The sequence below is a fragment of the Chryseobacterium sp. MP_3.2 genome (genome assembly GCF_035984805.1).
In the GTDB taxonomy this organism is placed as follows: domain Bacteria; phylum Bacteroidota; class Bacteroidia; order Flavobacteriales; family Weeksellaceae; genus Kaistella.
Map to the genome: position 1 here is coordinate 584,995 of NZ_JAXCHW010000001.1, position 21,828 is coordinate 606,822.

At 36.0% G+C, this 21,828-nt stretch carries 23 protein-coding genes and 1 tRNA gene; 9 read left to right on the top strand and 15 right to left on the bottom strand.

Translation table 11 applies throughout. From position 1 onward, the window contains the following. Positions 1–4: 4 nt before the first annotated feature. Together RCH13_RS02840 and RCH13_RS02845 are read left to right on the top strand one after the other, a co-directional pair. On the top strand, positions 5–1,852 hold the full coding sequence (locus RCH13_RS02840) for a hypothetical protein (protein WP_326985694.1): 1,848 nt from the start codon (positions 5–7) through the stop codon (positions 1,850–1,852). Beyond that, positions 1,852–3,651 carry a hypothetical protein gene (locus RCH13_RS02845; RefSeq protein WP_326985695.1) on the top strand — a complete coding sequence of 600 codons (1,800 nt, stop codon included), beginning with the start codon at positions 1,852–1,854 and terminating at the stop codon, positions 3,649–3,651. Before RCH13_RS02840 ends, RCH13_RS02845 begins: the two co-directional genes overlap by 1 nt. Here RCH13_RS02845 and RCH13_RS02850 read toward each other — a convergent pair. The 3 genes from RCH13_RS02850 to RCH13_RS02860 all read right to left on the bottom strand — a co-directional run bounded on the left by RCH13_RS02850 (position 3,648) and on the right by RCH13_RS02860 (position 5,907). Then, on the bottom strand, positions 3,648–4,757 hold the full coding sequence (locus RCH13_RS02850; protein WP_326985696.1) for a tyrosine-type recombinase/integrase: 1,110 nt from the start codon (positions 4,755–4,757) through the stop codon (positions 3,648–3,650). The two genes, RCH13_RS02845 and RCH13_RS02850, sit on opposite strands and share 4 nt — an antisense overlap. 190 nt (positions 4,758–4,947) lie before the next feature. Further along, a tRNA-Leu gene (locus tag RCH13_RS02855) sits at positions 4,948–5,029 on the bottom strand. A 113-nt stretch (positions 5,030–5,142) separates the two neighbouring features. Then, a complete protein-coding gene (locus tag RCH13_RS02860; RefSeq protein WP_326985697.1) occupies positions 5,143–5,907 on the bottom strand; it encodes an MBL fold metallo-hydrolase in 765 nt (254 codons plus the stop codon). Positions 5,908–5,964: 57 nt separating this feature from the next. Here RCH13_RS02860 and RCH13_RS02865 point away from each other — a divergent pair, with 57 nt between their 5' ends. Beyond that, entirely contained in the window at positions 5,965–7,392 is a 1,428-nt protein-coding gene (locus RCH13_RS02865; protein ID WP_326985698.1) for a TonB-dependent receptor, read from the top strand. A 12-nt stretch (positions 7,393–7,404) separates the two neighbouring features. Continuing rightward, a complete protein-coding gene (locus RCH13_RS02870; protein WP_326985699.1) occupies positions 7,405–7,854 on the top strand; it encodes a GAF domain-containing protein in 450 nt (149 codons plus the stop codon). Positions 7,855–7,925: 71 nt separating this feature from the next. On the opposite strand, the gene RCH13_RS02875 is transcribed toward RCH13_RS02870, so the two are convergent. After that, complete coding sequence (locus tag RCH13_RS02875; protein WP_326985700.1) at positions 7,926–8,396, bottom strand: GNAT family N-acetyltransferase; 471 nt, start codon at positions 8,394–8,396, stop codon at positions 7,926–7,928. A gap of 71 nt (positions 8,397–8,467) precedes the next feature. Next, on the bottom strand, positions 8,468–8,701 hold the full coding sequence (locus tag RCH13_RS02880; RefSeq protein ID WP_326985701.1) for a hypothetical protein: 234 nt from the start codon (positions 8,699–8,701) through the stop codon (positions 8,468–8,470). A 137-nt stretch (positions 8,702–8,838) separates the two neighbouring features. Here RCH13_RS02880 and RCH13_RS02885 point away from each other — a divergent pair, with 137 nt between their 5' ends. Next, positions 8,839–9,522, top strand: coding sequence for a type 1 glutamine amidotransferase domain-containing protein (locus tag RCH13_RS02885; RefSeq protein ID WP_326985702.1), 684 nt, complete (start codon positions 8,839–8,841; stop codon positions 9,520–9,522). Between the two features lie 97 nt (positions 9,523–9,619). Here RCH13_RS02885 and RCH13_RS02890 read toward each other — a convergent pair whose 3' ends face one another. Then, entirely contained in the window at positions 9,620–10,963 is a 1,344-nt protein-coding gene (locus tag RCH13_RS02890; RefSeq protein WP_326985703.1) for a dihydrolipoamide acetyltransferase family protein, read from the bottom strand. 131 nt (positions 10,964–11,094) lie between these two features. Here RCH13_RS02890 and RCH13_RS02895 point away from each other — a divergent pair, with 131 nt between their 5' ends. The 3 genes from RCH13_RS02895 to RCH13_RS02905 all read left to right on the top strand — a co-directional run bounded on the left by RCH13_RS02895 (position 11,095) and on the right by RCH13_RS02905 (position 13,008). After that, on the top strand, positions 11,095–11,388 hold the full coding sequence (locus tag RCH13_RS02895; RefSeq protein WP_326985704.1) for a putative quinol monooxygenase: 294 nt from the start codon (positions 11,095–11,097) through the stop codon (positions 11,386–11,388). A gap of 2 nt (positions 11,389–11,390) precedes the next feature. Next, positions 11,391–12,008 carry a peptide deformylase gene (locus RCH13_RS02900; protein WP_326985705.1) on the top strand — a complete coding sequence of 206 codons (618 nt, stop codon included), beginning with the start codon at positions 11,391–11,393 and terminating at the stop codon, positions 12,006–12,008. Between the two features lie 265 nt (positions 12,009–12,273). After that, positions 12,274–13,008 (top strand): flavodoxin family protein, encoded by a 735-nt coding sequence (locus RCH13_RS02905; protein WP_326985706.1) that lies wholly within the window; start codon positions 12,274–12,276, stop codon positions 13,006–13,008. Positions 13,009–13,055: 47 nt separating this feature from the next. Here RCH13_RS02905 and lipB read toward each other — a convergent pair whose 3' ends face one another. The 8 genes from lipB to RCH13_RS02945 all read right to left on the bottom strand — a co-directional run bounded on the left by lipB (position 13,056) and on the right by RCH13_RS02945 (position 20,554). Further along, positions 13,056–13,778 carry a lipoyl(octanoyl) transferase LipB gene (gene lipB, locus RCH13_RS02910; RefSeq protein ID WP_326985707.1) on the bottom strand — a complete coding sequence of 241 codons (723 nt, stop codon included), beginning with the start codon at positions 13,776–13,778 and terminating at the stop codon, positions 13,056–13,058. A 77-nt stretch (positions 13,779–13,855) separates the two neighbouring features. Then, entirely contained in the window at positions 13,856–14,638 is a 783-nt protein-coding gene (gene trpA, locus RCH13_RS02915) for a tryptophan synthase subunit alpha (RefSeq protein WP_326985708.1), read from the bottom strand. 156 nt (positions 14,639–14,794) lie between these two features. Next, a complete protein-coding gene (gene trpB / locus RCH13_RS02920; RefSeq protein WP_326985709.1) occupies positions 14,795–15,976 on the bottom strand; it encodes a tryptophan synthase subunit beta in 1,182 nt (393 codons plus the stop codon). A 24-nt stretch (positions 15,977–16,000) separates the two neighbouring features. Then, positions 16,001–16,645 (bottom strand): phosphoribosylanthranilate isomerase, encoded by a 645-nt coding sequence (locus tag RCH13_RS02925; RefSeq protein ID WP_326985710.1) that lies wholly within the window; start codon positions 16,643–16,645, stop codon positions 16,001–16,003. A gap of 18 nt (positions 16,646–16,663) precedes the next feature. Beyond that, positions 16,664–17,443, bottom strand: a complete 780-nt coding sequence (trpC, locus tag RCH13_RS02930) for an indole-3-glycerol phosphate synthase TrpC (protein ID WP_326985711.1) — start codon at positions 17,441–17,443, stop codon at positions 16,664–16,666. Positions 17,444–17,445: 2 nt separating this feature from the next. Beyond that, a complete protein-coding gene (gene trpD, locus RCH13_RS02935; protein ID WP_326985712.1) occupies positions 17,446–18,432 on the bottom strand; it encodes an anthranilate phosphoribosyltransferase in 987 nt (328 codons plus the stop codon). 73 nt (positions 18,433–18,505) lie between these two features. After that, positions 18,506–19,075 (bottom strand): anthranilate synthase component II, encoded by a 570-nt coding sequence (locus RCH13_RS02940; protein WP_326985713.1) that lies wholly within the window; start codon positions 19,073–19,075, stop codon positions 18,506–18,508. Positions 19,076–19,135: 60 nt separating this feature from the next. Further along, complete coding sequence (locus RCH13_RS02945) at positions 19,136–20,554, bottom strand: anthranilate synthase component I family protein (RefSeq protein ID WP_326985714.1); 1,419 nt, start codon at positions 20,552–20,554, stop codon at positions 19,136–19,138. A 307-nt stretch (positions 20,555–20,861) separates the two neighbouring features. Here RCH13_RS02945 and RCH13_RS02950 point away from each other — a divergent pair, with 307 nt between their 5' ends. Then, a complete protein-coding gene (locus tag RCH13_RS02950) occupies positions 20,862–21,053 on the top strand; it encodes a hypothetical protein (protein WP_326985715.1) in 192 nt (63 codons plus the stop codon). Positions 21,054–21,226: 173 nt separating this feature from the next. On the opposite strand, the gene RCH13_RS02955 is transcribed toward RCH13_RS02950, so the two are convergent. Then, the gene (locus RCH13_RS02955; RefSeq protein ID WP_326985716.1) at positions 21,227–21,796 is read right to left on the bottom strand and encodes a cytochrome b/b6 domain-containing protein; all 570 of its coding nucleotides are present in this window, start codon (positions 21,794–21,796) and stop codon (positions 21,227–21,229) included. Positions 21,797–21,828: the final 32 nt, after the last annotated feature.

Consider the following 21,828-nt stretch of genomic DNA (forward strand, 5'->3'; position numbering starts at 1 on the left):
TAATATGCCATCAAGTAGACTAACACCCGCCAGTCAAAGCATGACTTGGGATGTGACGGGACCAGAACCAAGTATTTCAGATATTTCCGTGATTGTTATAGAAACCAAAGAGGTTTTATATGTTCAGTATTCTTTACAGTTTGTGGCAACCAGTGTTAACTGGTTAATTGCGACCGGAATTACGGGATCATATTTGGATTTTAATGGAGCAGGTGCCAATTTGCCTCTAGATTTTCAAAATCTGAACTCCTTAACACCTGGAGTATATAAATGCAATGTAATCATCGAATTTTCGAATGATGTAGAGTATGTGCGGACTTTGACCTCGGAAATTACCTTGACGGTCACCGGAACTTTGGGGATCACTACGGACCAGCCGACCTACAACGCAGTTTTTAATCGTGCAGACAATTCTTTGAGTGGTGACACCTTGGTCACGATTCTCAATAATACCGTCCCGAAAGTTTTATCCTTCTGGCAACCTTCCAACCTTTTCGAACCTAAAACAGGATTTACAGGCAGTTTTTCTCTGGAAGATAATTTGACTTTAAGCATCGCTTCAAATCCTGCATTACCTGTTACCGGAACGGTCAACCATCAGTGCAAATTACTCGGTCCGAGTTCAGAATTTATTGCAGGTTTTGCCATTAATCTTTTAATTCTGGATGAAAACGGAATTGGAGTGCAACCTTCTTCTCTGGCTTTTGAGGTCATTAAAAACACCACGGAAAAAACAGCTGTTTTAAGTGTGATTAATCCGCTCGGAATTGCTTTTACCGTGGAAACTCCGCTTTGGCTGGTTCCTTCCGTTTCTGGGGGCAGCGCTTCGGCAGATATTACCCTCACCACTTCCACTTCTAGCCTTAATCCTGGTACCCACGCTGGAATTGTTAAAATTGTTTTTGCAGGTGGGTTTATTGAAGTGCCGGTTAATTTATTGTTGAAACAATTTATCAGCAATAATTGGATCGAAAGAAATTTTTGTCTGGATGCAAGTCCATTGTATTTTACTAAAATTAATGAAGCTGCAAAATTCGTGAGAACCACCATGACGGCAACGTACGTGGTAAATGGCGTGACTTCCGTTTTCAATCAGGTGTATATCGTTCGCTATATAAATGATGTTGCTTTTTTCGACTTGGGGAAAAAATTACACACGTATTTCCCAAGATTTCAGCAGCATTTATTTGATCTGGTGGCGGAAATTCCTTTTATGCAAATCATTGTTGCAGATCTGATTTTAGAAGAATTGGATGAAGAATACGCAGTTTTACTCTCCGAAAATCTAAACGGGTCCAAGTTCTTTCCTGGATCTAGACCGAAAATGTTTCCGCTCTTTTCTAACTATGAATTTCGGAAGAAAAATAAAGGCTCTCAATATTTTGTTTCGGCCGCAGAAGACGATACGGTTTTCACCAATAAAATTCCCCCAACTGTAGCGGATGAAACGCTTGTTTTCGATGCTAAGACTTTAAAATTATATCAATATCCTGCCGTTTTCAAACCCGTTCATGTTCAATGGGAAAATCAAAACCTAGTTCCCGAATGGTTTACCATGACAGGTGAGTTTACCATTTCTGCTGATTTTGCGCATATTACTGCCAAGAATGTCCTTAATTCTTTGCTTCAAAAGTTTGAAACTTCCAAAATAAAAAGGCTCCAGATTAATACTGGATTTATTCTAAAGGAGGAATTAGAGCTAATGGAGGAATTTATTGATAGCCGGACTGCATTCCTTGGTATTGAAGACAAAATATATCGATGCTTTAATGTGACCTCAAAAATGGTACTCGCAAATTCTAGTGAATCAATCATTCAGCGCGATTTAGAATTTTTAATAGTAGAAGAATAATGGAAATCAAATTTTTTTCAGAAGCGAAGGTTCTGGATCTCTCCGGGCAAAAAATTTCCGTGAGTGAAAGGAACTCGAAAGTAAGCGATCAAATGTTCACCAAATATTTATTTCCTTTTGAAATTTATATGGACGAGGAATTTAAAAACACTTTTGGTGATTATTCCAGCCATGATGCTGCTAATCTGCCAAAGATTATTACTGGTGTTTTGCTTTTTGAAAATGCTTATCGGGATGCAAAGCTGGAGATTCTAGGTTCTGAAGGTGATTATTTGACGGGTCAAATAGATTTCGGGTTTGAAGAGATTCCAAATTTCGATAAACCCTTAAAAGAATTACCGTTGGAAAGATTTGACGTGGCAGACATCCACGTTTATGCGGCCGAAATTTGTGGTAAAAAATATCCGCAAACTAATTTCAATTTTCCGCGCTTGTATTATGGTAAATTTTCTCCAGATGATACCTTGTGGGATGCTTACAATGGATTTATCAATGATCTGAATGATACCGGAACAGAAATGCGCCGAAATTATATTGATGGAATGGGTAATATTTTTAATCAGAATATCATTCACCCACTTCCTTATTGGCTATATCTTTTAAAAATAGGTTTTAGCGATGCGGGATTTGGATTAGCAGGTGATATTTTAGATGATCCTTTTTTGGCTCAGCAATGCGTTTTCTCTGGAACAGAATATTTCTCCAGATTAACGCAAAAAAGATATGGATTGAGTGTAAATGTGAATGATTATGATTTCTACTTTGTTCCCATTGCGCACTACAACAAATCCATCTTAGTTCCCAAAAAAGGGAAATATAAGATCATCGGTTATTTTAATTTCCGTGGAATAAAAAATTCCAAACTGGCGAGAATTGAAATAAATGGAGCGGAAATATGGTCTGCTTACATTACCAAATACGAGCAACATAATATCCATTTTAATATTGATCTCACAACACAGTTCGATAACATAAATGTTAATTTTAAATTAAGGAGAGGTTACAGCAGCACTACGGTTGAGCCTGTCATTAAAGTAGAATTAATTGGGGACGAACTTTCTATTTTGGAAGAAGAAGGTGAAGATAATGGAGTGATCACCAATCAAAATAAAATAGATTTAAGCAGAGCGGTACCAGAAATTAATTTTGGAGAATTGGTAAATAGAACGTGCAATTTGCTCAATTATGAATTGGGGTTGCAGAATAAAACCATCATCATGAATAAGATTGGAAGACAGGAACCAACCAATGTTAAAGATTTTACGATGTTTGAAGTTTTAAAACCTCAAAAAACATTTTTGAATAAAAAATCGTTCCTCTTACGTTTGCCAAATTGGGAGAATGAAGAAAAGCCAGATTCTGTATTTTTCGACAGCTCTGGATTAATTCTGAATAAAGATCCAGAACCTGCAACTACCGTGATCGATACCAATACTTATGCTATGCCAGTTTATGTGGCAAAACCGCAAGGACCCAATACGGCAGTGGTTAAAAGTCATGATACTGCTCTGCTTCAACTCGTAAAATATGATGGGAAAACTGGTGTGCAAAATAATGCTAAACCGTCTCCAGAATTAAGCTTTCCCGCTTTGTTTTACACCAATTGGGAACTGTATTTAAGGGGCCGCTTAAGAAGCATCAGTTATAATTGGACCTATGATTATGAAGAAAATCAGACAGATACAACCATCAAAGATTTTATTTATTGTTACCAGAATGCGCACATCATCACAGAATGGGTGAAGGATTATTCCGAAGGATCCATTCAAGTGAACATTACTACGGAGACAGTGAGTTAATATTTGATCAGATCAATATCATCCAGCACTTCTGCATTTAATAAATGAACATACTTTTGGGTATGTTCTATTTTTGCATGGCCAAGAAGTAATTTTAAGCGGTAAACATCACCATTATTTCTAATAAAAGTAGTGGCAAATGTATGTCGGCCAACATGCATAGAAATATTCTTTTCTATTTTGCACACCGCGGCAATGGCTTTTAAGTGGAAATTAATTTTTTGATCCACTAATTTTTTTGTAAATAATTCTTCCCGAAATTCCACCATCTTGCGCGCTTCAGAATTCAATTTCATAAACTGAATGTGATCAGTTTTGATGGAAGAAAATTGAAACTTCTCTCCTAAAATTTCTTCCCGCGCCCTCTTTTGGATATCAGAAATCCTTAAACCGGTATAGCAGCTGAAAAGAAAATATCCAAGTGGTAAAATATGGCTTGGATTGATAAATTCATTATAATAATACTTCACCAATTGTTTCATTTCAGTAGGTTCCAGATAGGTAGTTTTATTTGAGGTAACATTTACTTTTAGATCATCCAGTCTAATATTTAATTTGATGCCGTTTTTTGCGGCGATATTTAAATACTTCTTAATGCATTTCAGGTCGGAGTTGTAGGTGATCTCTGCATTGTATTTATAAAACTTTCGGTATTTCTGTAAAAACTCTAGCGTGAGTTTATGAAATGGAATTTCTTTTGAAAAATCTTCCAATTTTTTCAAAACGGATTTATGATTCTTAATGGTTTGCTTTTTATAGTCTTGCAAATTCATGTGATGCCGGTAAAAAGAAATGAAATCGAAATCTGGCGTAGCACTTTGAAACTCTTCAATTAATGCTTTTGCACTGAGAAATCTTTCCTGCAACATGTAGGAAGTTTTAATAGTGGTGATGCGAGCTTCAATATTTTCCAGCACCAAATTAAGTTGTTCAGCCTTTGGAGTGTTTTTGATGCGCTGCTTCCTCTGATCCCAGCAATTTTTTGGAATATAAATCTCCGTATTTCTTCGGATGCGTTCTGATTGATCAGAAACATCAAGATAAATTAAAGATTCACCCGACTTATCGACATAGCTTCTTAAACTAAAACGGTTTCGCGTTGTCACAAATATTTTCTTTGTGTCGAATCTTGTGTCAAAAATTGACTTTCTTAGCATTTGGTGTGTGCTCATGTAAATTTTCATTTATTGTTAGCAACACTCAGCAAAGTCCTTCTTTCATTGGAATAAACCACAAAAAAAAGACACACTTTCGGCTAGTAAATTAGCTGTTGTGTATCTTTCTTTTCTTGATTCGTACCCGGTGCCGGAATCGAACCGGCACATCTTGCGATACTAGAGTTTGAGTCTAGCGCGTCTACCAATTCCGCCAACCGGGCTTTTTAAATTGGTGTGCAAATATAGAATTATTTTTGCGGTGCGGAAAATTATTTTACGGTTTTTTACCATCATTCAGCGGTTGCAAGGCAATTATTTGCTAACTCTTTGATTATCAAAACTGCAATTCTAAACCATCGTATGCGAGGTGTAAATTCTTCGGAAGCTCTCTCTCAACTTCATCATGCAACCCAAGTTGCTGAGAAATATGGGTGAGATACATTTTCTTAGGCTTCAGCTCTTCAAAGATTTCAATAATTTGCGGTAAAATATAATGCGCAGGATGCGGACTTTCTTTCCGAATACAATTCAATATTAAATAGTCGAGGTTTTTTAATTTTTCTTTTTCTTCCTCCGATATAAAACTCGCATCTGTGATGTAAGCAAGATTTTTCATTTTGTAACCAAAAATCGGCAGTGAAGCATGCATCACTTCAATCGGAAGAATTGTGCAGTCAAAAAGTTCAAATTCTTCCGCAATCTCTATAATTTCAAATGAGGGCGCGCCTGGATATTTGTGTTCCGAAAAGGCATAGGGAAAACGCATTTTGATTTCCTTACCTACTCTATTTTGGCAGTAAATCGGCATTTCCTTTTTATTCCGAAATATTAAGGGTCGCACATCATCTAAACCAATAATATGATCGTTATGCTCATGCGTAACCACTATTGCGTCCACCACATCTTCAGAGTTATTGAGCATTTGCATCCGAAAATCTGGTCCACAATCTATCAGAATTTTTTTTCCCAATTCTGTTTCCAAAATTACGGAAGAGCGAAACCGTTTATCTTTTTGATTTTTCGAGGTACAAACTGCGCAGTGGCAACCGATTACAGGGATGCCTTGAGAGGTTCCTGTTCCTAAAAATTTCAACTTCATTTTTTTTGAGGTTGGTAATATTAATGGTAAATTTACAAAAAATTTGAATTGCCACCGATGCCGCAGAAACTTACACCAAAACAAAAAGCCTTAGCCGTAAATTTAGACGCAGATATCTACGGAACTTTTGCCGAAATTGGTGCCGGACAAGAAACGGTTCGCCATTTTTTCCGCGCTGGTGGAGCCTCTAGAACTATCGCAAAAGCCATGTCTGCTTATGACAAAGACTTTAGTGATGCCATTTACGGAAAAGAGGTTAAAAACAGATACGTTACCCAAAACAGACTTCGAAAAATGCTTCGGTATGAAGTTTCTTTGATAGAAGAAAGGCTGAACAGGGAACAAAATCCCAGCAGAAAGTTTTTTTCTTATGCGAATACCGTAACTACCATTAATTTCGACAAAACCATGAAAGGTCACGGTTGGGTCGGAATTCGTTTTCAGTTGAATGAAAAAGACGATTACAATGAGATCATTCTTCATGTAAAATTTAATGAAAATGATACCACACTTCAGCAAGAAACTTTGGGCGGATTGGGCGTAAATCTAATTTATGGTGCCTTCAACTACGCAGATAATCCCAGAAAATTAATTGAATCTCTTTATGATGATATTTCTACAGACAATGTGGAAATTGATATGATAGATTTCAGTGGACCTGCCTTCGAATATGTTGATAATCGATTGATGAGTTTACAGCTCGTTAAACATGGCATGACGGAAGCCGTGATTTTTAACTCGCAAGGGAATAATATGTTGCCGGCTGATATTTTATACAAAAAGAATATTTTTGCCGTTCGCGGAAGTTTTAGACCGGTAACTTTGGTAAACATTGATATGTTTGAAAAAGGTCTAGAGATGTTTATGAAAGATTCTGCGTGTAGTTTGGAAGAAACAGTGGTTCTTTTTGAAATTACCATTTCTAATTTACGAGCTGCGGGAGACATTGATGAACGGGATTTTCTAGATCGTGTAGATGTTTTGGCAAAATTAGGATACACGGTAATCATTTCCAATTTCTCTGAATACTACCGGCTTATCAACTATTTTGCGAATTACAGCAATGAAAAAATTGGCGTTGCAATGGGCGTTAATAATCTTCTGGATGTGTTTGATGAATCGTACTACAAAAATCTTGCAGGGGGAATTTTGGAAGCCTTTGGTAAGTTTTTCCGACAAGGAATGCGCGTTTATCTTTATCCTTACAAAGATCCAAAAAATGCAGAATTACTAACCTCAAACAACCTGAAAGTAGAAGATAATTTAAAAGAATTATATAAATATTTCAAGCTGAATCAAAGAATTGTAGATATACAAAATTGCAATCCTGATTATTCTGAAATCTATTCCCGAGAAATTTTGCAAAAAATTGCGAACCATGAATCCGGTTGGGAAAATCAAGTTCCAGCAGGTGTCGGAGAAATGATTAAAGAACGCGGAATGTTCGGTTACAAAGAAGAATTAAAATTAAAAGAGTTTACTTAAAAAAATATAAAAATGTCTGAAATTAAAAAAAGACTTTCCTCTATTTTGGAAAGTCCAACCCATAATACCGAAGTCAAATTACAGAAAATCTGTCAGTTACTTGATCAGGAAATAACCTATTTTAACTGGACAGGTTTCTACTTTAAAAATGGCGACAAAGACGAATTAAAATTAGGACCTTATGTAGGAGCAGAAACGGATCACACCATTATTCCTTATGGTAAAGGCATCTGTGGTCAAGTAGCTTTGTCCAATGAAACTTTTATAGTTCCAGATGTTCATGAGCAAAACAATTATTTAAGCTGTTCCATTGATACGAAAGCAGAAATTGTGGTTCCCATCATGAAAGACGGAAAAAATATTGGACAAATCGATATTGATTCTCACAAAGTAGATCCTTTCACTGACGACGATCGAGAAATGTTAGAATGGTTATGCGCGGAGATTGCGAAAATTATGTAATCAAATTTGTTTTAAAATACAAAAAAGTGTGGATTTGAAGAAAATCCACACTTTTTTTTATAAGTACTCGTTTATTCTGCCAAATCAGCAATTCCTTTTCCGTCTAATCGGTAAACGGTCCATTCATTCATGGGTTTGGCAGAAAGCGATTCGTAGAAGTCGATCGCGGGTTGATTCCAGTTCAAAACAGACCATTCCATTCTTCCACAATTTTCTGCTTTTGCAATTTTGGTCAATTCAATAAGCAACGTTTTTCCATATCCTTTTCCACGATGTTCAGGCTCCACATAAAGGTCTTCCAAATACAATCCAGGTTTCCCCACAAAAGTGGAAAAATTGTAGAAATACAGCGCAAATCCCGCCGGAATTCCATCTTCCTCGCCAATGATGACGTGTGCGAAGTTCTTCTCAAAAATATTGACCCGAAGTTCTTCTACGGAAGTCACCACTTCATTTTCCATTTTTTCAAAAACGGCGAGTTTGGTGATTAAATCAAAGATGAGCGAAGCATCGTCTTCGGTGGCTTTTCGGATTTGGAACATATTGTAATAATTTGAAAACAAAAATAAGGATTTTGTTCTACGTTCGATTAATTTTCGATGGTTAAAATAATTTAAAAACGATGATTCCAGTTGAGATAAAAATCCGCCACCGCTGGATGAACTTCTTTTTGAAGCATCTTGATAAAAGATTCGTTTGTCATTTCTTCCTGATGATTTTTGAGCGCGATCCATAATTTGACCAGAACTTCTTTTTCTCCTGCATTATAAATATCTTTTGCCGCAACTTGAAAATTACATTGATACCACCCGTAATTTTCTGGACCCATTCCTAAAGTAGGGTACAATTTTTCATAATTTTTAAGTTTTAAGTTAATTTTGTTTTAAGGTTAAACTTTGGCATTATTATTTCAATTTCTCAAAAATTAAATTCTGCACGAAATTAGTTTTCGAAAAATAAATTTTAAACCTTAAAATGATCAAGATGAAAAAGATTTTAATGATTCTAACTTCCCACGAAGATTTAGAAAACACAGAGGATAAAACGGGACTTTGGATTGGTGAATTTACAGATCCTTACTATGAATTTATAGATAAAGGCTTCCAAGTTACTTTGGCAAGTCCAAAAGGGGGGAAACCTCCCATCGATCCCATGAGTGCACTTACGGAAAATATTACGGGATCCAACAGAAGATTTCAGGAGGATGAAGTTGCTAAAAATGCTTTAAATACGACCCAAACCTTAGAAAACATTTCCGCAGATGATTTCGATGGGGTCTTTTTTCCGGGTGGACATGGACCAATTTTCGATTTGGCAACGAATGAAAAAACCGGCCAATTAATTTTAGATTTTTTAGAAAGTGGAAAACCAGTGGCTGCAGTTTGTCACGGACCTGCTGCGTTATTAAAAGCGGCAGAACTTAATCCTTCCATTTTACAAGGAAAACGGGTTACAGGATTTTCAAATACTGAAGAAAAATTAGCCTTAAGAGCAAATAAAATTCCTTATCAATTAGAGGATCGGCTGAAAGAATCTGGGGCAGAATATCATAATGCGATGCTTCCTTTCGCTTCTCATGTTGAAGTTGACGGACTTTTAATTACGGGTCAAAATCCTCTTTCAGCAGGACCTACAGCAGAAGCATTACTAAAATTCTGGGACAAATAAACTGCGATCAAGCCAAGATAAAAAACCTTCGAGACGTTACTCGAAGGCTTTTTATTATTGATCAAAAGATTGCGAAATGTTATTCGCAATAACATGTTTAAATTTCTGTATCCAAATCCCAGTTTTGAAGATAATCATGAACATGTTTCAGGAACATTCCACCCAAAGAACCGTCTACAACGCGGTGATCATAAGAATGCGACATGAACATTAAATTACGAATTGCGATGACGTCTCCATCTTTCGTCTCCAAAACTGCTGGTTTTTTCACAATTGCTCCAACTGCCAAAATCGCAACTTGTGGTTGCGGAATAATTGGAGTTCCCATTAAATTTCCAAAACCACCAACATTCGAAATGGTGTATGTGGCACCTTGAGTATCTTCTGGACGCAATTTTTTATTTCTTGCGCGGAAAGCCAGATCGTTGATGGCTTTCGTTAAGCCCAAAAGTGACAATTGATCCGCATTTTTGATGACGGGAACAATTAAATTTCCGTCTGGAAGTGCGGTTGCCATTCCTATATTGATGTTTTTCTTTTTGATGATTTTATCGCCATCTACGGAAACATTGATCATCGGGAAGTCCTGAATTGCTTTCACAATTGCATAAACAAAAATTGGCATATAGGTCAATTTTTCGCCTTCTCTTTTCTCGAAAATATCTTTATGTTTCGTTCTCCATCTCACCACGTTTGTCACGTCAGATTCGATGAAGGATGTTACGTGTGGCGAAGTATGCTTGCTTTTTACCATGGCTTCAGCGATGATTTTACGAACGCGATCCATTTGAATGATTTCGTCACCCTCATTTAATTTTATTGGTGCAGAAACGGGTGCCGCTGCTTGTGGAGCAGGACTTGGCGTTGCCATGACGGATGGCGCAGAAACAGTTTGTGCAACTGCTGCAGCCGTTCTGTTTGCAACAAATGACAAGATATCTTCTTTGGTAATTCTTCCCTCTAAACCGCTTCCTTTAATAGATTGCAATTCATTATCAGAAATTTTTTCATTTTGTGCGATTGATTTTACTAAAGGAGATAAGTATAAATCGGAACCTTCGAAACTGGCAGGACTTTTTGCACTTTCCATGGCTTCTTCTAACCCTTTTACCACCTCTGAATCTGCGGCTGGAATTTGATTTTGAACTTCTTCCGCTGATTTTGGTTCCTGCGGTTGTTCGGAAACCGCTTCACCTTCGCCGGCAACTTCTAAAATAGCGATTACTTCCCCAATTTTAGCGATTTCATCTTTTTGTTTTAAAATCTTTACAATTTTCCCCGAAACTGGAGTGGGAACATCAGAATCCACTTTATCTGTTGCAATTTCTACTACAGAATCATCTTCATTTACCATCTCTCCTTCGTTCTTTAACCAAGAGATAATTGTTGCTTCCATTACACCTTCTCCCATGGAAGGAAGTATTAATTTATATTCTGCCATTTTTACTTTATTGATTTTTACAAAGATAAAAATTTTTAGCATTAAGAAAAATTGAATTTTTAAGGCAATTATTTGATTTATTTTCAAAAACTTAGATTTCAGTTTCTATCTTTGGTCTATATTTAAAAAACATGAAAAACTTGTCCATCGTTGCACTCTTCAGATTTAAAGAAAACCATTTAATGGAGGCAGTAGAACTTTTTAGAAAATTAGTAGTAGAAACGCGTAAAGAAGAAGGTTGCCTACAATATGATCTGGTTGAGGATTATGAAAACAAGGGCGTATTTTTCATTACGGAATTATGGAAAAGCGTTGAACATCATCACCAACATAATGGAACTGACCATTTAATGAATTTTAGACTTCAAGCTACGCCAATGCTGGAAAAATCTGCAGAAGTTTACAAGGGATATAAAACTTTTTAGAAATGAAGAAATTTCCATTCATTTTGCTCTTGATTTCCATCATCACATTTGGTCAAAAATTTACGAAATCAGAAATTTCACGAATTACAAATGGGTCGATCGAAACAGCACTTCCGATATTTCAAACTTCAGATTCCCTGCAACATCAAGTTTTGCTAAATCAATCTGTGGATGTAAAACCAAAAAATCAATACACTAAAACATTGGTTAACCGCATGAAATTAGCACTTTTATCAACGCAAGGCGGTGTAGGAATTGCGGCGCCACAAGTTGGGATCAACCGCAATATTATTTGGGCTAAACGTTTTGACAAAGCGGAAAATCCCCTAGAATACTTCATCAATCCGAAAATCCTTTGGCGTTCCGAAGTTCTAAATCTAGGGCCGGAAGGCGATCTTTCCATTGAAATTTTTAGAGATTATTTTTACCGAAGTCAGGTGATTCAACTCGAATATTATGATTTAGACGGAAAAAAATACACAGAAATCGTGGAAGGTTTTACGGCGGTTATTCTTCAACATGAAATCGACCATCTTTCCGGTATTTTAATTTCAGATAAAATAGAAGATCAGAAGTCGAAAAGTTTTGAGAAAGTGGAATTCTATCAATTAATTCCCTAAACTTCTCTAATTAAAAGAGCATTTCAATATTTTTGGGAGCATCACCATTTTTGCTTCTTCCACCACTCCACGCGCTGTCCGCTACAATCTGCCATTGCGATTAAAAAATAGTAATATTTAGAAAAAATTCGTAACGCAATGTCAGGATTTCCACTACCATCACGGCTAGAATAAAAGAATATGATTCATTTTCAAGGTCTTACCTTTAATGAAATAAAAATTGTAATTTTAGAATCAGTCTACATTTTACTAAAATTACCATCTTATGAATCATCCCAATTTCAGCGATTTAAGCGTTTTATACATTAACTGTACCTTAAAAAAATCACCAGAAAAAAGCCATACTGCTACTTTGATGAACGTTTCTAAATCTATTTTAGATAAGGAAAAGGTAAAACATGAGGAAATCCGGTTCATCGACGAAGATGTGGCCACAGGAATTTATCCAGACATGACAGAATATGGCTGGAAAACAGACACTTGGCCCAAAATATTTAAAAAGGTGATGGCTGCAGATATTTTAATTGTTGGAACGCCGATCTGGTTAGGCGAAAAATCATCTCAATGTTCCAAATTAATTGAAAGGCTTTACGCCATGAGTGGCGAAACCAACGCCAAAGGTCAATATATTTTTTACGGAAAAGTAGGTGGTTGCATGGTTACAGGAAATGAGGACGGCGTGAAACATTGTGCAATGGGCGTTCTGTACGCATTGCAACATGTAGGTTATTCTATTCCTCCACAAGCAGATTGTGGTTGGATCGGCAAAGTTGGACCGGGTCCAAGTTATGGTGACACAGAATGGAAAAATGAAAAAATTGATCCGCCGGTTGGATTTGAGAGTGATTTTACGAATCGAAATACGACTTTTATGACCTACAATTTGCTCCATTTAGCACATACTTTGAAAAAACAAAATGGATATTCATCTTATGGAAACTCCAGAAAAGATTGGGATAACGGAGAACGGTATCGCTTTGAAAATCCCGAGTACAGATAATTGTATTCAGGAATTACTCAATAGAAAAAAGCTTTTTTAAAATTTCTCTAAATTATTACAGCTTCAAAAACATCGCAGAAATGTTTTTTGATTTTCAATTTTACATCTCCAACTTCATCTGGAGAAAATTCTCTTTCCAGTTCGCGTTGCAAAGAAGTGACCGTTTTGTCTTTAATTCCGCACGGAATAATGTATTCAAAATAGCGCAGATCAGTATTAACATTGAGTGCAAATCCGTGCATGGTAACCCATTTTGAAGTTTTCACGCCCATTGCACAAATTTTTCGGGCATAAGGTTTTCCTACATCGAGCCAAACTCCAGTTTCACCCTCACTTCTTTCGCCTTTTAACCCGTATTCTGCAATAACTCTGATCATCACTTCCTCCAAATTGCGCATATAAAGGTGTATATCTGACTTAAAATTATCAAGATCCAAAATCGGATATCCCACAATTTGTCCAAAACCATGATACGTAATATCTCCACCGCGATTTGTTTTCACAAAAGTGGCGTTTATTTCTTCTAACTTTTTCGAATTGGCAAGCATATTATGTTCGTCCCCAGATTTCCCAAGGGTATATACATGCGGGTGTTCAACAAACAATAAATAATTGGGCGTTTCCGTCTTTAAGTCCACATTTTCGTCCCGATTTTTCAGCTTTACATCAATGATTTCATTCATTAATTTTAGTTGATAATCGAAGGCAGGTTGATAATCCATCAATTCTAATTCCTGAAAAAGCAGTGTTTTATTTTGGATTGTACTCATTGTATTTTTTAGAAAAATAGAGCGCTGTTAGGGCTTGAAGCCCTAACAGCGCTTTTCATTGCTGCAAATTTAAAAAATTAATTTTGTATGCTGCGAATAAAATCTTCCGCAGGTTTTGCCCAATCTTCATTATTCATTAAAATATTGACGAAGGCGGTTCCAATTATTCCGCCAGCAGCTTTTTCGGTAACACTTTCGAAATCAGCTTTATTTTTAATCCCAAAACCGATCATCACCGGATTTTTTAATCCTAGTTTAGAGAGTCTATCCAAATATTCTTCATTGTTGATTTCTTTCGTGTTGTTACCCGTAGTAGACGAACTTGAAACCGCATACAAAAACCCGGAACTCAAGGAATCTAAATATTTAATCCTTTTGTCTGAAGTTTCTGGGGTGACCAGAAATATAAAATTCAGATTATTCTCTTCTAAAATTTTTCTGTAATTTTTCTCAAATTCAACTGGTGGCAGATCAGGAATGATTAAACCAGAAACCCCAGAATCATTACATTCTTTGCAAAATTCTTCAAAGCCAAACCTTAAAACAGGATTAATATAACCCATTAAAATGATGGGAATATCCATTTCATTTTTTACGGATTTTAGTTGGCCAAGAAGTCCCGCAATGGTCATTCCATTTTTCAGCGCAACTTCATGGGCTTTTTGAATCACCGGACCATCTGCAACAGGATCCGAATAAGGCATTCCGATTTCCACATAATCTGCCCCGGATTTTTGAATTATTTTCAAAATCTCAATGGTATCATTCAGCTTAGGAATTCCGGCGGTAAAATAAATATTGAGTTTCTTTGAATGATGATCTTTAGAGGTTGGATGCCCGATGTTAATATTGTTATTCATAATTTATTTCATATTTTTTTAGGAATTTACTGCTGCAAAACTCCCGGTCTTTTTAAACTAATATTTTTTACGAAGCACAACTTGCGCCCCGATCTGAATGGATCCCGGTGTAAAATCGGGAAGGAATGGAGGGCGGAAATGTGCGCCCCAATAATTCTACAGATTTTTTAGATAAATTTCTAAATCCTTATCACCTCTTCCACTCAGACAGATCACCACTACTTCGTCTTTTCCGAACTTTTTCTTCTTTAAAACCGCCAAAGCATGCGCAGTTTCCAAAGCGGGAATAATTCCCTCAATCTGCGTGAGTTCGAAAGCGGATTTCAGGGCTTCTTCATCGGTAATGCTAAAGAATTCTGCTCTCTTATCAAGAGACAAATTCGCATGAAATGGCCCAATTCCAGGATAATCTAACCCCGCAGAAATGGAATGAGGTTCAATTACCTGACCATCATCGGTTTGCATGACCAAACTTTTACTGCCGTGCAAAATCCCCAAAGTTCCGAGGAAAGTAGTGGCTGCAGATTTCCCGGAATGAATCCCGAAACCACCTGCTTCTGCGGCAATAATTTTCACGCTGGGTTCATCTACAAAATGGTAAAAAGTTCCCGCGGCATTGCTTCCACCGCCTACACAAGCGATGACGTAATCTGGATTTTCCCGCCCGATTTTTTCTTTTAACTGCCATTTAATTTCTTCGGAGATCACGCTTTGGAAACGCGCTACCAAATCCGGAAAAGGATGCGGACCAACCACACTTCCGATAATATAATGCGTCGTAGTCGCGTTGTTGATCCAATCTCTCAAAGCTTCATTCACAGCATCTTTCAAAGTTTTTGAACCCGAAGTTGCCGGGATTACCGTGGCGCCCAACATTTTCATGCGGCCCACATTTGGCGCTTGACGGGCAATATCAACTTCGCCCATGTAAATGATACACTCCAAACCGAGCAAAGCACATGCAGTTGCAGTGGCGACACCATGTTGACCAGCGCCAGTTTCTGCGATGATTCGTTTTTTTCCTAAGCGTTTTGCGAGCAAAGCCTGACCGAGAGCATTATTTATTTTGTGCGCACCGGTGTGATTAAGATCTTCCCGTTTTAAATAAATCTGGGTATTATATTTCTTGCTTAAATTTTTTGAAAAATAGAGTGGCGTTGCACGACCCACGTAATCTTTCAATAAATCTTCATATTCTGCCTGAAACTCCTCAGAATTAATGATGTCAATGTATTTTTCCTGAAGTTCTTCCACATTGGGATAGAGCATTTCTGGAACAAAGGCACCACCAAATTCTCCGTAGTAGCCGTTTTCGTCTGGATTTCTGTATGTTGTCATTTTTATATTTTTTTTATTCTCTAATTAATAGGAGAGAAGATTTTTAAATTTTTTTATTTTTTGTACATCTTTATTTCCGGGTTCAATTTCGAATTTGGAATTGATATCTAGAGCGAAAGGTTGTTGATTTAATAATTTTATATGGTCAATATTTTCATCAGAAATTCCGCCACTTAAAAAATAGGGTTTGGTAATTTCTAGGTCATTCAAGATTTGCCAGTTGAAAGAATGTCCTGTTCCGCCAAAAGATTTTGAATCGGTGTCGAAAAGGAAATAATCGACCTCAGATTCTAAATTTTGAATTTTAAATTTTAAATTTTCTAATTCCGTCCCTATTCTAAAAACTTTGATCATTTTAATTTCATGATTTAGTTTTTCTCGAAGGTTAAAAATGAAATCGTTGTCTTCGTCACCATGAAGTTGAATATAATTGAGTGCTGCTTTAGTAGAAATTTCTACAATTCTCTCTAAACTTTCATTTACAAAAACGCCGACTTTCGCTTGGTGATTGATCGACTTTATTTCATCTAAAGTCAAAAAATTCAAAACATAACGGGGCGATTTTTCGTAAAAAATAAAGCCTAAAAAATCAGTATTCAAAGAAATTAATTCTTCGATTTGATCTAACTTTGTTAATCCGCAAACTTTTAATTTCAATTCAAAATTCATTGGTAAACTATTAAACTGTTAGATTGGTACATTATAAATAAACTCCTCAAATGCAATTCCTGGATTTTCATTTTTCATAAAATATTCACCCATCAAAAATCCATCGAAACCTTTTTCTTTTAGGAATTTAAAGTCTTCTAGAGAATAAATTCCGCTTTCTGCAACGGACAAAACCTCCTTTGGAAGTTGATTTTTTAAATTGACAGAATGTTGCAAATCCACTTTGAAATCTTTGAGATTTCGGTTGTTAATTCCCACCAAATCAATGTTTTTATTAAAATGATTCAATTCTTCTTCGGTATGGATTTCCAGCAAAACTTCTAAACCCAATTGGTGCGAAAGTTCTGTAAATTCGTGAACTTGATTGGGAGAAAGACACGAAGCAATTAATAAAATCACATCTGCTCCATTGGCTTTCGCTTCGTAAAATTGATAATCCTCAATCATAAAATCTTTCCGAAGAATAGGAATAGTAATCTCATTGCGAACATTTACAACATCTCGAAGATTTCCGCCGAAAAATTCTGAGTCTGTCAAAATTGAAATTCCGCTTGCCCCAAATTTTTCATAAGATTTCGCGACTTCTAAAACATCCGCTTTATCATTGATAATTCCTTTTGAAGGCGATTTTCTTTTAAATTCTGCGATGATTCCACTACCCGATTCCACCGTTTCCTTCAAAGAAAAAGTCTTTCGACTAAAAAATTCTGCATCTTTTAATTCCGACAAAGAAACATTCTTTTTCGCTTCTGCGACTTCCAGTTTTTTTTGTTCAATAATTTTATCGAGAATATTCATTTCTAATCTTTTAAAATTTGTAAACATTTCAAGGCTTTTCCTTCCAGCAAACTTTCTTTCGCAAGTTGAAGACAAAGATCATAATTCCCATATTTCCCCGTATTTTTCAAAGCCATGGCTGCATTGGCTAAAACAACTGCATTCTGTTCGTAAGTTCCATTCCCCTCCAAAATCATGGAAAAAATTTGCGCAGCTTCCTCAACACTACTTCCGCCGAAAATTGTTTCTGCTTCAATATTTCTAAACATTAGTTCTTCTGCAGAATAGATCTTCTCGCCGTTTTTATCGATGATTTTCGTGTCGCTCGTCAAACTAATTTCATCGTAACCATCCAATGCATTCACAAGTAAAAAATCTGCGTTTTTCTTTTGCAGCAAATATTGATAAATCCGAGCAATCTCTAAATTTGCTACTCCAATCATGGTATATTTTGGTTGTGCAGGATTAATCAAAGGTCCCAACATATTGAAAAATGTTTTCAGTCCTAAATTTTTTCGCATCGGTGCGATGGATTTTAAAGAAGTATGGAAAATCGGTGCATGCAAATAACAGAAATTTGCTTTCTCTAAATCGCTTTTTAATTCAGCTTCTGTTTCTTTAAAACGATAACCCAAAGTTTCTAACACATTGGAAGCACCACTAATTGTTGAGGCGGCATAGTTTCCATGTTTCGCTACTTTTTGCCCAGTTCCAGCCACGACCAAACTTGCCAAAGTAGAAATATTAAACGTGTTTTTTCCGTCGCCACCTGTTCCGACAATGTCCACCAAATCATCGGTTCCCAAATTAATTTTTGGCGCGAGTTGTTGTAAAGCTTCCGTAAAACCTTCCAATTCAGCCAACGTAATACTTCTCATTAAAAAAACAGAAACAAAGGACGTCACTTCAATTTCATTAAAGATATTCTTGGAAATTTCCAGAAGAATCGATTTTGCCTGAGCTTTGCTCAATGTTTGGTGGTCGAATAAATATTGTAATATCTCTTTCATTTGATTTCATTTTTCATAGTTTCATAGGGCTTCACCCTATGCTATTTGCTGTCACCACTTCGTGGCTCTGATCTTAGTTTTTTAAAAAATTCTCGATAATTTTTTTTCCGTGTGGTGTTAAAATACTTTCTGGGTGATATTGAACTGCCTGAACATCATAAATTTTATGTTGAAGCGACATGATCATTCCATTTTCATCAACTGAAGTGATTTCCAGTTCTTCGGGGAAATCTTCAGGATTTACGGCCCAACTGTGATATCTACCAACTTCCAGATTTTCCGGTAAATCTTTTAAAAGTCGAGCATCTTTTTTAATGGTTTGCGCATTGGTTGCAACGCCATGAAATATTTCAGTAAGGTTGATTAAACTTCCACCGAAAGCTTCAGCAATCGCCTGCTGACCGAGACAAACACCTAAAATTGATTTTGTAGGCGCATATTTTTTGATGAGCTCAATTAAAATTCCGGCTTCACTGGGAATTCCAGGACCTGGAGAAAGAACAATTTTGTCGTACTTTTCGATTTCCTCCAAACTGATTTCATCGTTGCGACAAACATCTACTTTTTCACCGCTAATTTGCTCAATCATTTGAACTAAATTATAGGTAAAACTGTCGTAATTATCGAAGACCAATATTTTCATACTTTTTATTTTATTAATGTAACAGTTTACCAATTGTTACACCGTTACACTGTTAGATTGTTAAATTGAGCCAGCTTTTTTAATGGCCATTTTCAGCGCATTTAATTTGTTATTTACTTCCTGCAATTCGTTTTCTGCCGTAGATTTTGCCACAATTCCAGCTCCAGCTTGATAAAAAAGCGTGTTATTTTTACTTAAGAAAGTTCGGATCATAATGGCTTGATTACAACTTCCATCAAAACCGACAAAACCAATGCAACCGCCATAATAAGATCGCGATGTTTTTTCGTAGGAATCAATTAATTCCATGGCTTTGTATTTTGGTGCACCACTCAAAGTTCCCTGTGGAAAAGTTGTTGCGATCATTTCGTAAGGATTTTGATTTTCTTCTACATCTGCTGTAACTTCACTTACCAAATGGATGACGTGAGAAAAAAACTGAACTTCTTTTAATTTTGTAACCGTAGTATTTTTTCCGCAAATACTTAAATCATTTCTCGCCAAATCAACCAACATGGTATGTTCCGCATTTTCTTTTGCGTCTTTCTTTAATTCTTCGGCCGCCTCTAAATCTTTTTGAACTTCGCCAGTTCTTTTAAAGGTTCCTGCAATTGGATGAATAATGGCTTTTCCATCTTTAATAATCAATTGACTTTCTGGACTGGAACCCATTAATTTGTAATCGCCGTAATCGAAATAAAATAAATATGGAGAAGGATTAATATGTCGCAAAGCACGATAAACATTAAATTCGTCGCCATTAAATTTCTGCTCAAATCTTCTGCTCAAAACCAACTGAAACACATCACCACGGAAACAGTGTTTTTTTGCGGTTTCCACTAATTCGCGATATTCTTCGTCTTTAAGATTTGAAGTTTCATAATCAATGGTTTCAAAAGGAAAAATAGGTGCATTTTTCTGATTGATGAGATTTTCGATTTCTAAAAGATCTGATTTTAGACCTTCAATTCTATTTTCGATAATGAACATTTCATCATTGTGATGATTGATTGCGATCACGTATTGGTACAAACGATACCGCAATAGAGGAATTTTATTTTCTTCCGAACGCTCTTTAAATTTTATATTTTCAAAAAATGGAATGGCATCGTAACTTGTATATCCAAAAAATCCCTGCGCTGATTTACCTATTTCTTTGGCGGGTTCTTCACAAATAAAACATTTAGAAAAGTCATTCAGTAATTCACTTAATTTCTCTTTCTCGAGCGTGATTTTCTTTGGATGTTCCAGCGGAAATTTGAGTTCTGCTTGCTGAAAATTTCGGATTTCTATTCCGGCAACGGCATTAATGGCAATGAATGAAAAGCTATTTTCTGTATTTTGATTTCCGGCACTTTCCAGTAAAATGGTATCCCGAAATTTATCACGCAATCGCAAGTAAATTCCGACCGGTGTGAAGAGATCGCTCATCACCGATTTTACAGTTGTTTTTATTTTTACAGTTTGATTAAATTCCATGCTATTTTTTGAAAATTTTTATAAAAAAAAAGACTTCAACGGGATCCGTCAAAGTCTTTTTATATGTTTTTACAAACAGAATACAAGATTTGCTTCAGACCTTAATAAAGTTTGAATGATGCCACCAAGTATTGTTTGTTCTTGAATTCATTGACGCAAATATATAAAACATTTTAAAAGTAAATATATTTTTATTAAATTTTTTTTTGACTTCACAAAATAGATTTTACCAATCAGATTGCATTTTCTTCATAAGCTATTTTATAATCCAAATATTTTCTTCATTTTTGCGCCAAAGAAAATTATTATGAAAAAAGTATTAGCAATTGCATTTGTAAGTGGATTAATTTTAGCGAGCTGTGCAAAAAAAGAAAACACAGAAGAAACGAACACCATGATGGCTGAACCAGACACAACTATGGTTACTGAGGTTATGCCAATGACTGATTCTACTACAGTAGTAGTACCAATGGCTGTTGATTCTACAGTGGCTAACTAGTTAGCAATCTTTTACAAAAAAAAGCCGTCTCAATATAAATTGAAACGGCTTTTTTGATGTTTTTACTTTAGATTTCTAGCTCATTTTAACACACGAATGCTAAAGTCTATGATGAGTAGGTTCTAGGATCTAGACATCCTTTTACGAAATTTTGACATTTTCGCATACTAAGATCAGGAATCACCGCCAATCATTTTTGAGGTTATCCCTTTTCGATTTGTATTTTCGGAGATCGCGATACCAGCAAAATGGAAGAGAATGAAAACTGGAGTCCAGTAAACTGCATATTTATGTACGGTTTCTGCTAAGTCTACAAAAGATTCGGAGCCGATTTCAAATTTTAGAATGCTACCGGTGATGATTTGTATGGCGATTAACACATAAAATAGGAGATAGGTAAAACCTTGTAATTTCTCGTTGGTTGTTGTAGTTTTTACAAATGGATTCGGAAATTTAATTCCCTTTGCAATCATGTAAATTATTCTTGCAACAAAGGCAAAAGTGATGATGTAAGCAGCGTAAACGTGCCATTCAAACATGGGATCTTGAACAGAGTGCACTATGGATCGAAGACTTTGCTTATCGAGATTAAGTGCTTGAATTTGTTCATTTTTATTGACAGCATCTGAAATTACAGTTTTGCTCATCCAGTACATCCTTAGAAATCCTGTAGTGAATAAAACCAACATAATGAGGGCAAAAGTCCAGTGAAGGACGCGATGAAGGACGGTATATGTTTTCATATTAATAATTTTAATATTAGATTTTTTTATTC

What these genes read in the sequence shown, in the direction of transcription:
- RCH13_RS02955 (WP_326985716.1), bottom strand. Translation starts at nt 21,796, where the DNA reads ATGAAAACATATACCGTCCTTCATCGCGTCCTTCACTGGACTTTTGCC.
- RCH13_RS02840 (WP_326985694.1), top strand. Translation starts at nt 5, where the DNA reads ATGCCATCAAGTAGACTAACACCCGCCAGTCAAAGCATGACTTGGGAT.
- RCH13_RS02945 (WP_326985714.1), bottom strand. Translation starts at nt 20,554, where the DNA reads ATGGAATTTAATCAAACTGTAAAAATAAAAACAACTGTAAAATCGGTG.
- RCH13_RS02895 (WP_326985704.1), top strand. Translation starts at nt 11,095, where the DNA reads ATGAAAAACTTGTCCATCGTTGCACTCTTCAGATTTAAAGAAAACCAT.
- RCH13_RS02940 (WP_326985713.1), bottom strand. Translation starts at nt 19,075, where the DNA reads ATGAAAATATTGGTCTTCGATAATTACGACAGTTTTACCTATAATTTA.
- trpA (WP_326985708.1), bottom strand. Translation starts at nt 14,638, where the DNA reads ATGAATAACAATATTAACATCGGGCATCCAACCTCTAAAGATCATCAT.
- RCH13_RS02845 (WP_326985695.1), top strand. Translation starts at nt 1,852, where the DNA reads ATGGAAATCAAATTTTTTTCAGAAGCGAAGGTTCTGGATCTCTCCGGG.
- RCH13_RS02875 (WP_326985700.1), bottom strand. Translation starts at nt 8,396, where the DNA reads ATGTTCCAAATCCGAAAAGCCACCGAAGACGATGCTTCGCTCATCTTT.
- RCH13_RS02885 (WP_326985702.1), top strand. Translation starts at nt 8,839, where the DNA reads ATGAAAAAGATTTTAATGATTCTAACTTCCCACGAAGATTTAGAAAAC.
- RCH13_RS02925 (WP_326985710.1), bottom strand. Translation starts at nt 16,645, where the DNA reads ATGAATTTTGAATTGAAATTAAAAGTTTGCGGATTAACAAAGTTAGAT.
- trpD (WP_326985712.1), bottom strand. Translation starts at nt 18,432, where the DNA reads ATGAAAGAGATATTACAATATTTATTCGACCACCAAACATTGAGCAAA.
- RCH13_RS02860 (WP_326985697.1), bottom strand. Translation starts at nt 5,907, where the DNA reads ATGAAGTTGAAATTTTTAGGAACAGGAACCTCTCAAGGCATCCCTGTA.
- trpC (WP_326985711.1), bottom strand. Translation starts at nt 17,443, where the DNA reads ATGAATATTCTCGATAAAATTATTGAACAAAAAAAACTGGAAGTCGCA.
- RCH13_RS02870 (WP_326985699.1), top strand. Translation starts at nt 7,405, where the DNA reads ATGTCTGAAATTAAAAAAAGACTTTCCTCTATTTTGGAAAGTCCAACC.
- RCH13_RS02905 (WP_326985706.1), top strand. Translation starts at nt 12,274, where the DNA reads ATGAATCATCCCAATTTCAGCGATTTAAGCGTTTTATACATTAACTGT.
- RCH13_RS02865 (WP_326985698.1), top strand. Translation starts at nt 5,965, where the DNA reads ATGCCGCAGAAACTTACACCAAAACAAAAAGCCTTAGCCGTAAATTTA.
- RCH13_RS02950 (WP_326985715.1), top strand. Translation starts at nt 20,862, where the DNA reads ATGAAAAAAGTATTAGCAATTGCATTTGTAAGTGGATTAATTTTAGCG.
- lipB (WP_326985707.1), bottom strand. Translation starts at nt 13,778, where the DNA reads ATGAGTACAATCCAAAATAAAACACTGCTTTTTCAGGAATTAGAATTG.
- trpB (WP_326985709.1), bottom strand. Translation starts at nt 15,976, where the DNA reads ATGACAACATACAGAAATCCAGACGAAAACGGCTACTACGGAGAATTT.
- RCH13_RS02890 (WP_326985703.1), bottom strand. Translation starts at nt 10,963, where the DNA reads ATGGCAGAATATAAATTAATACTTCCTTCCATGGGAGAAGGTGTAATG.
- RCH13_RS02900 (WP_326985705.1), top strand. Translation starts at nt 11,391, where the DNA reads ATGAAGAAATTTCCATTCATTTTGCTCTTGATTTCCATCATCACATTT.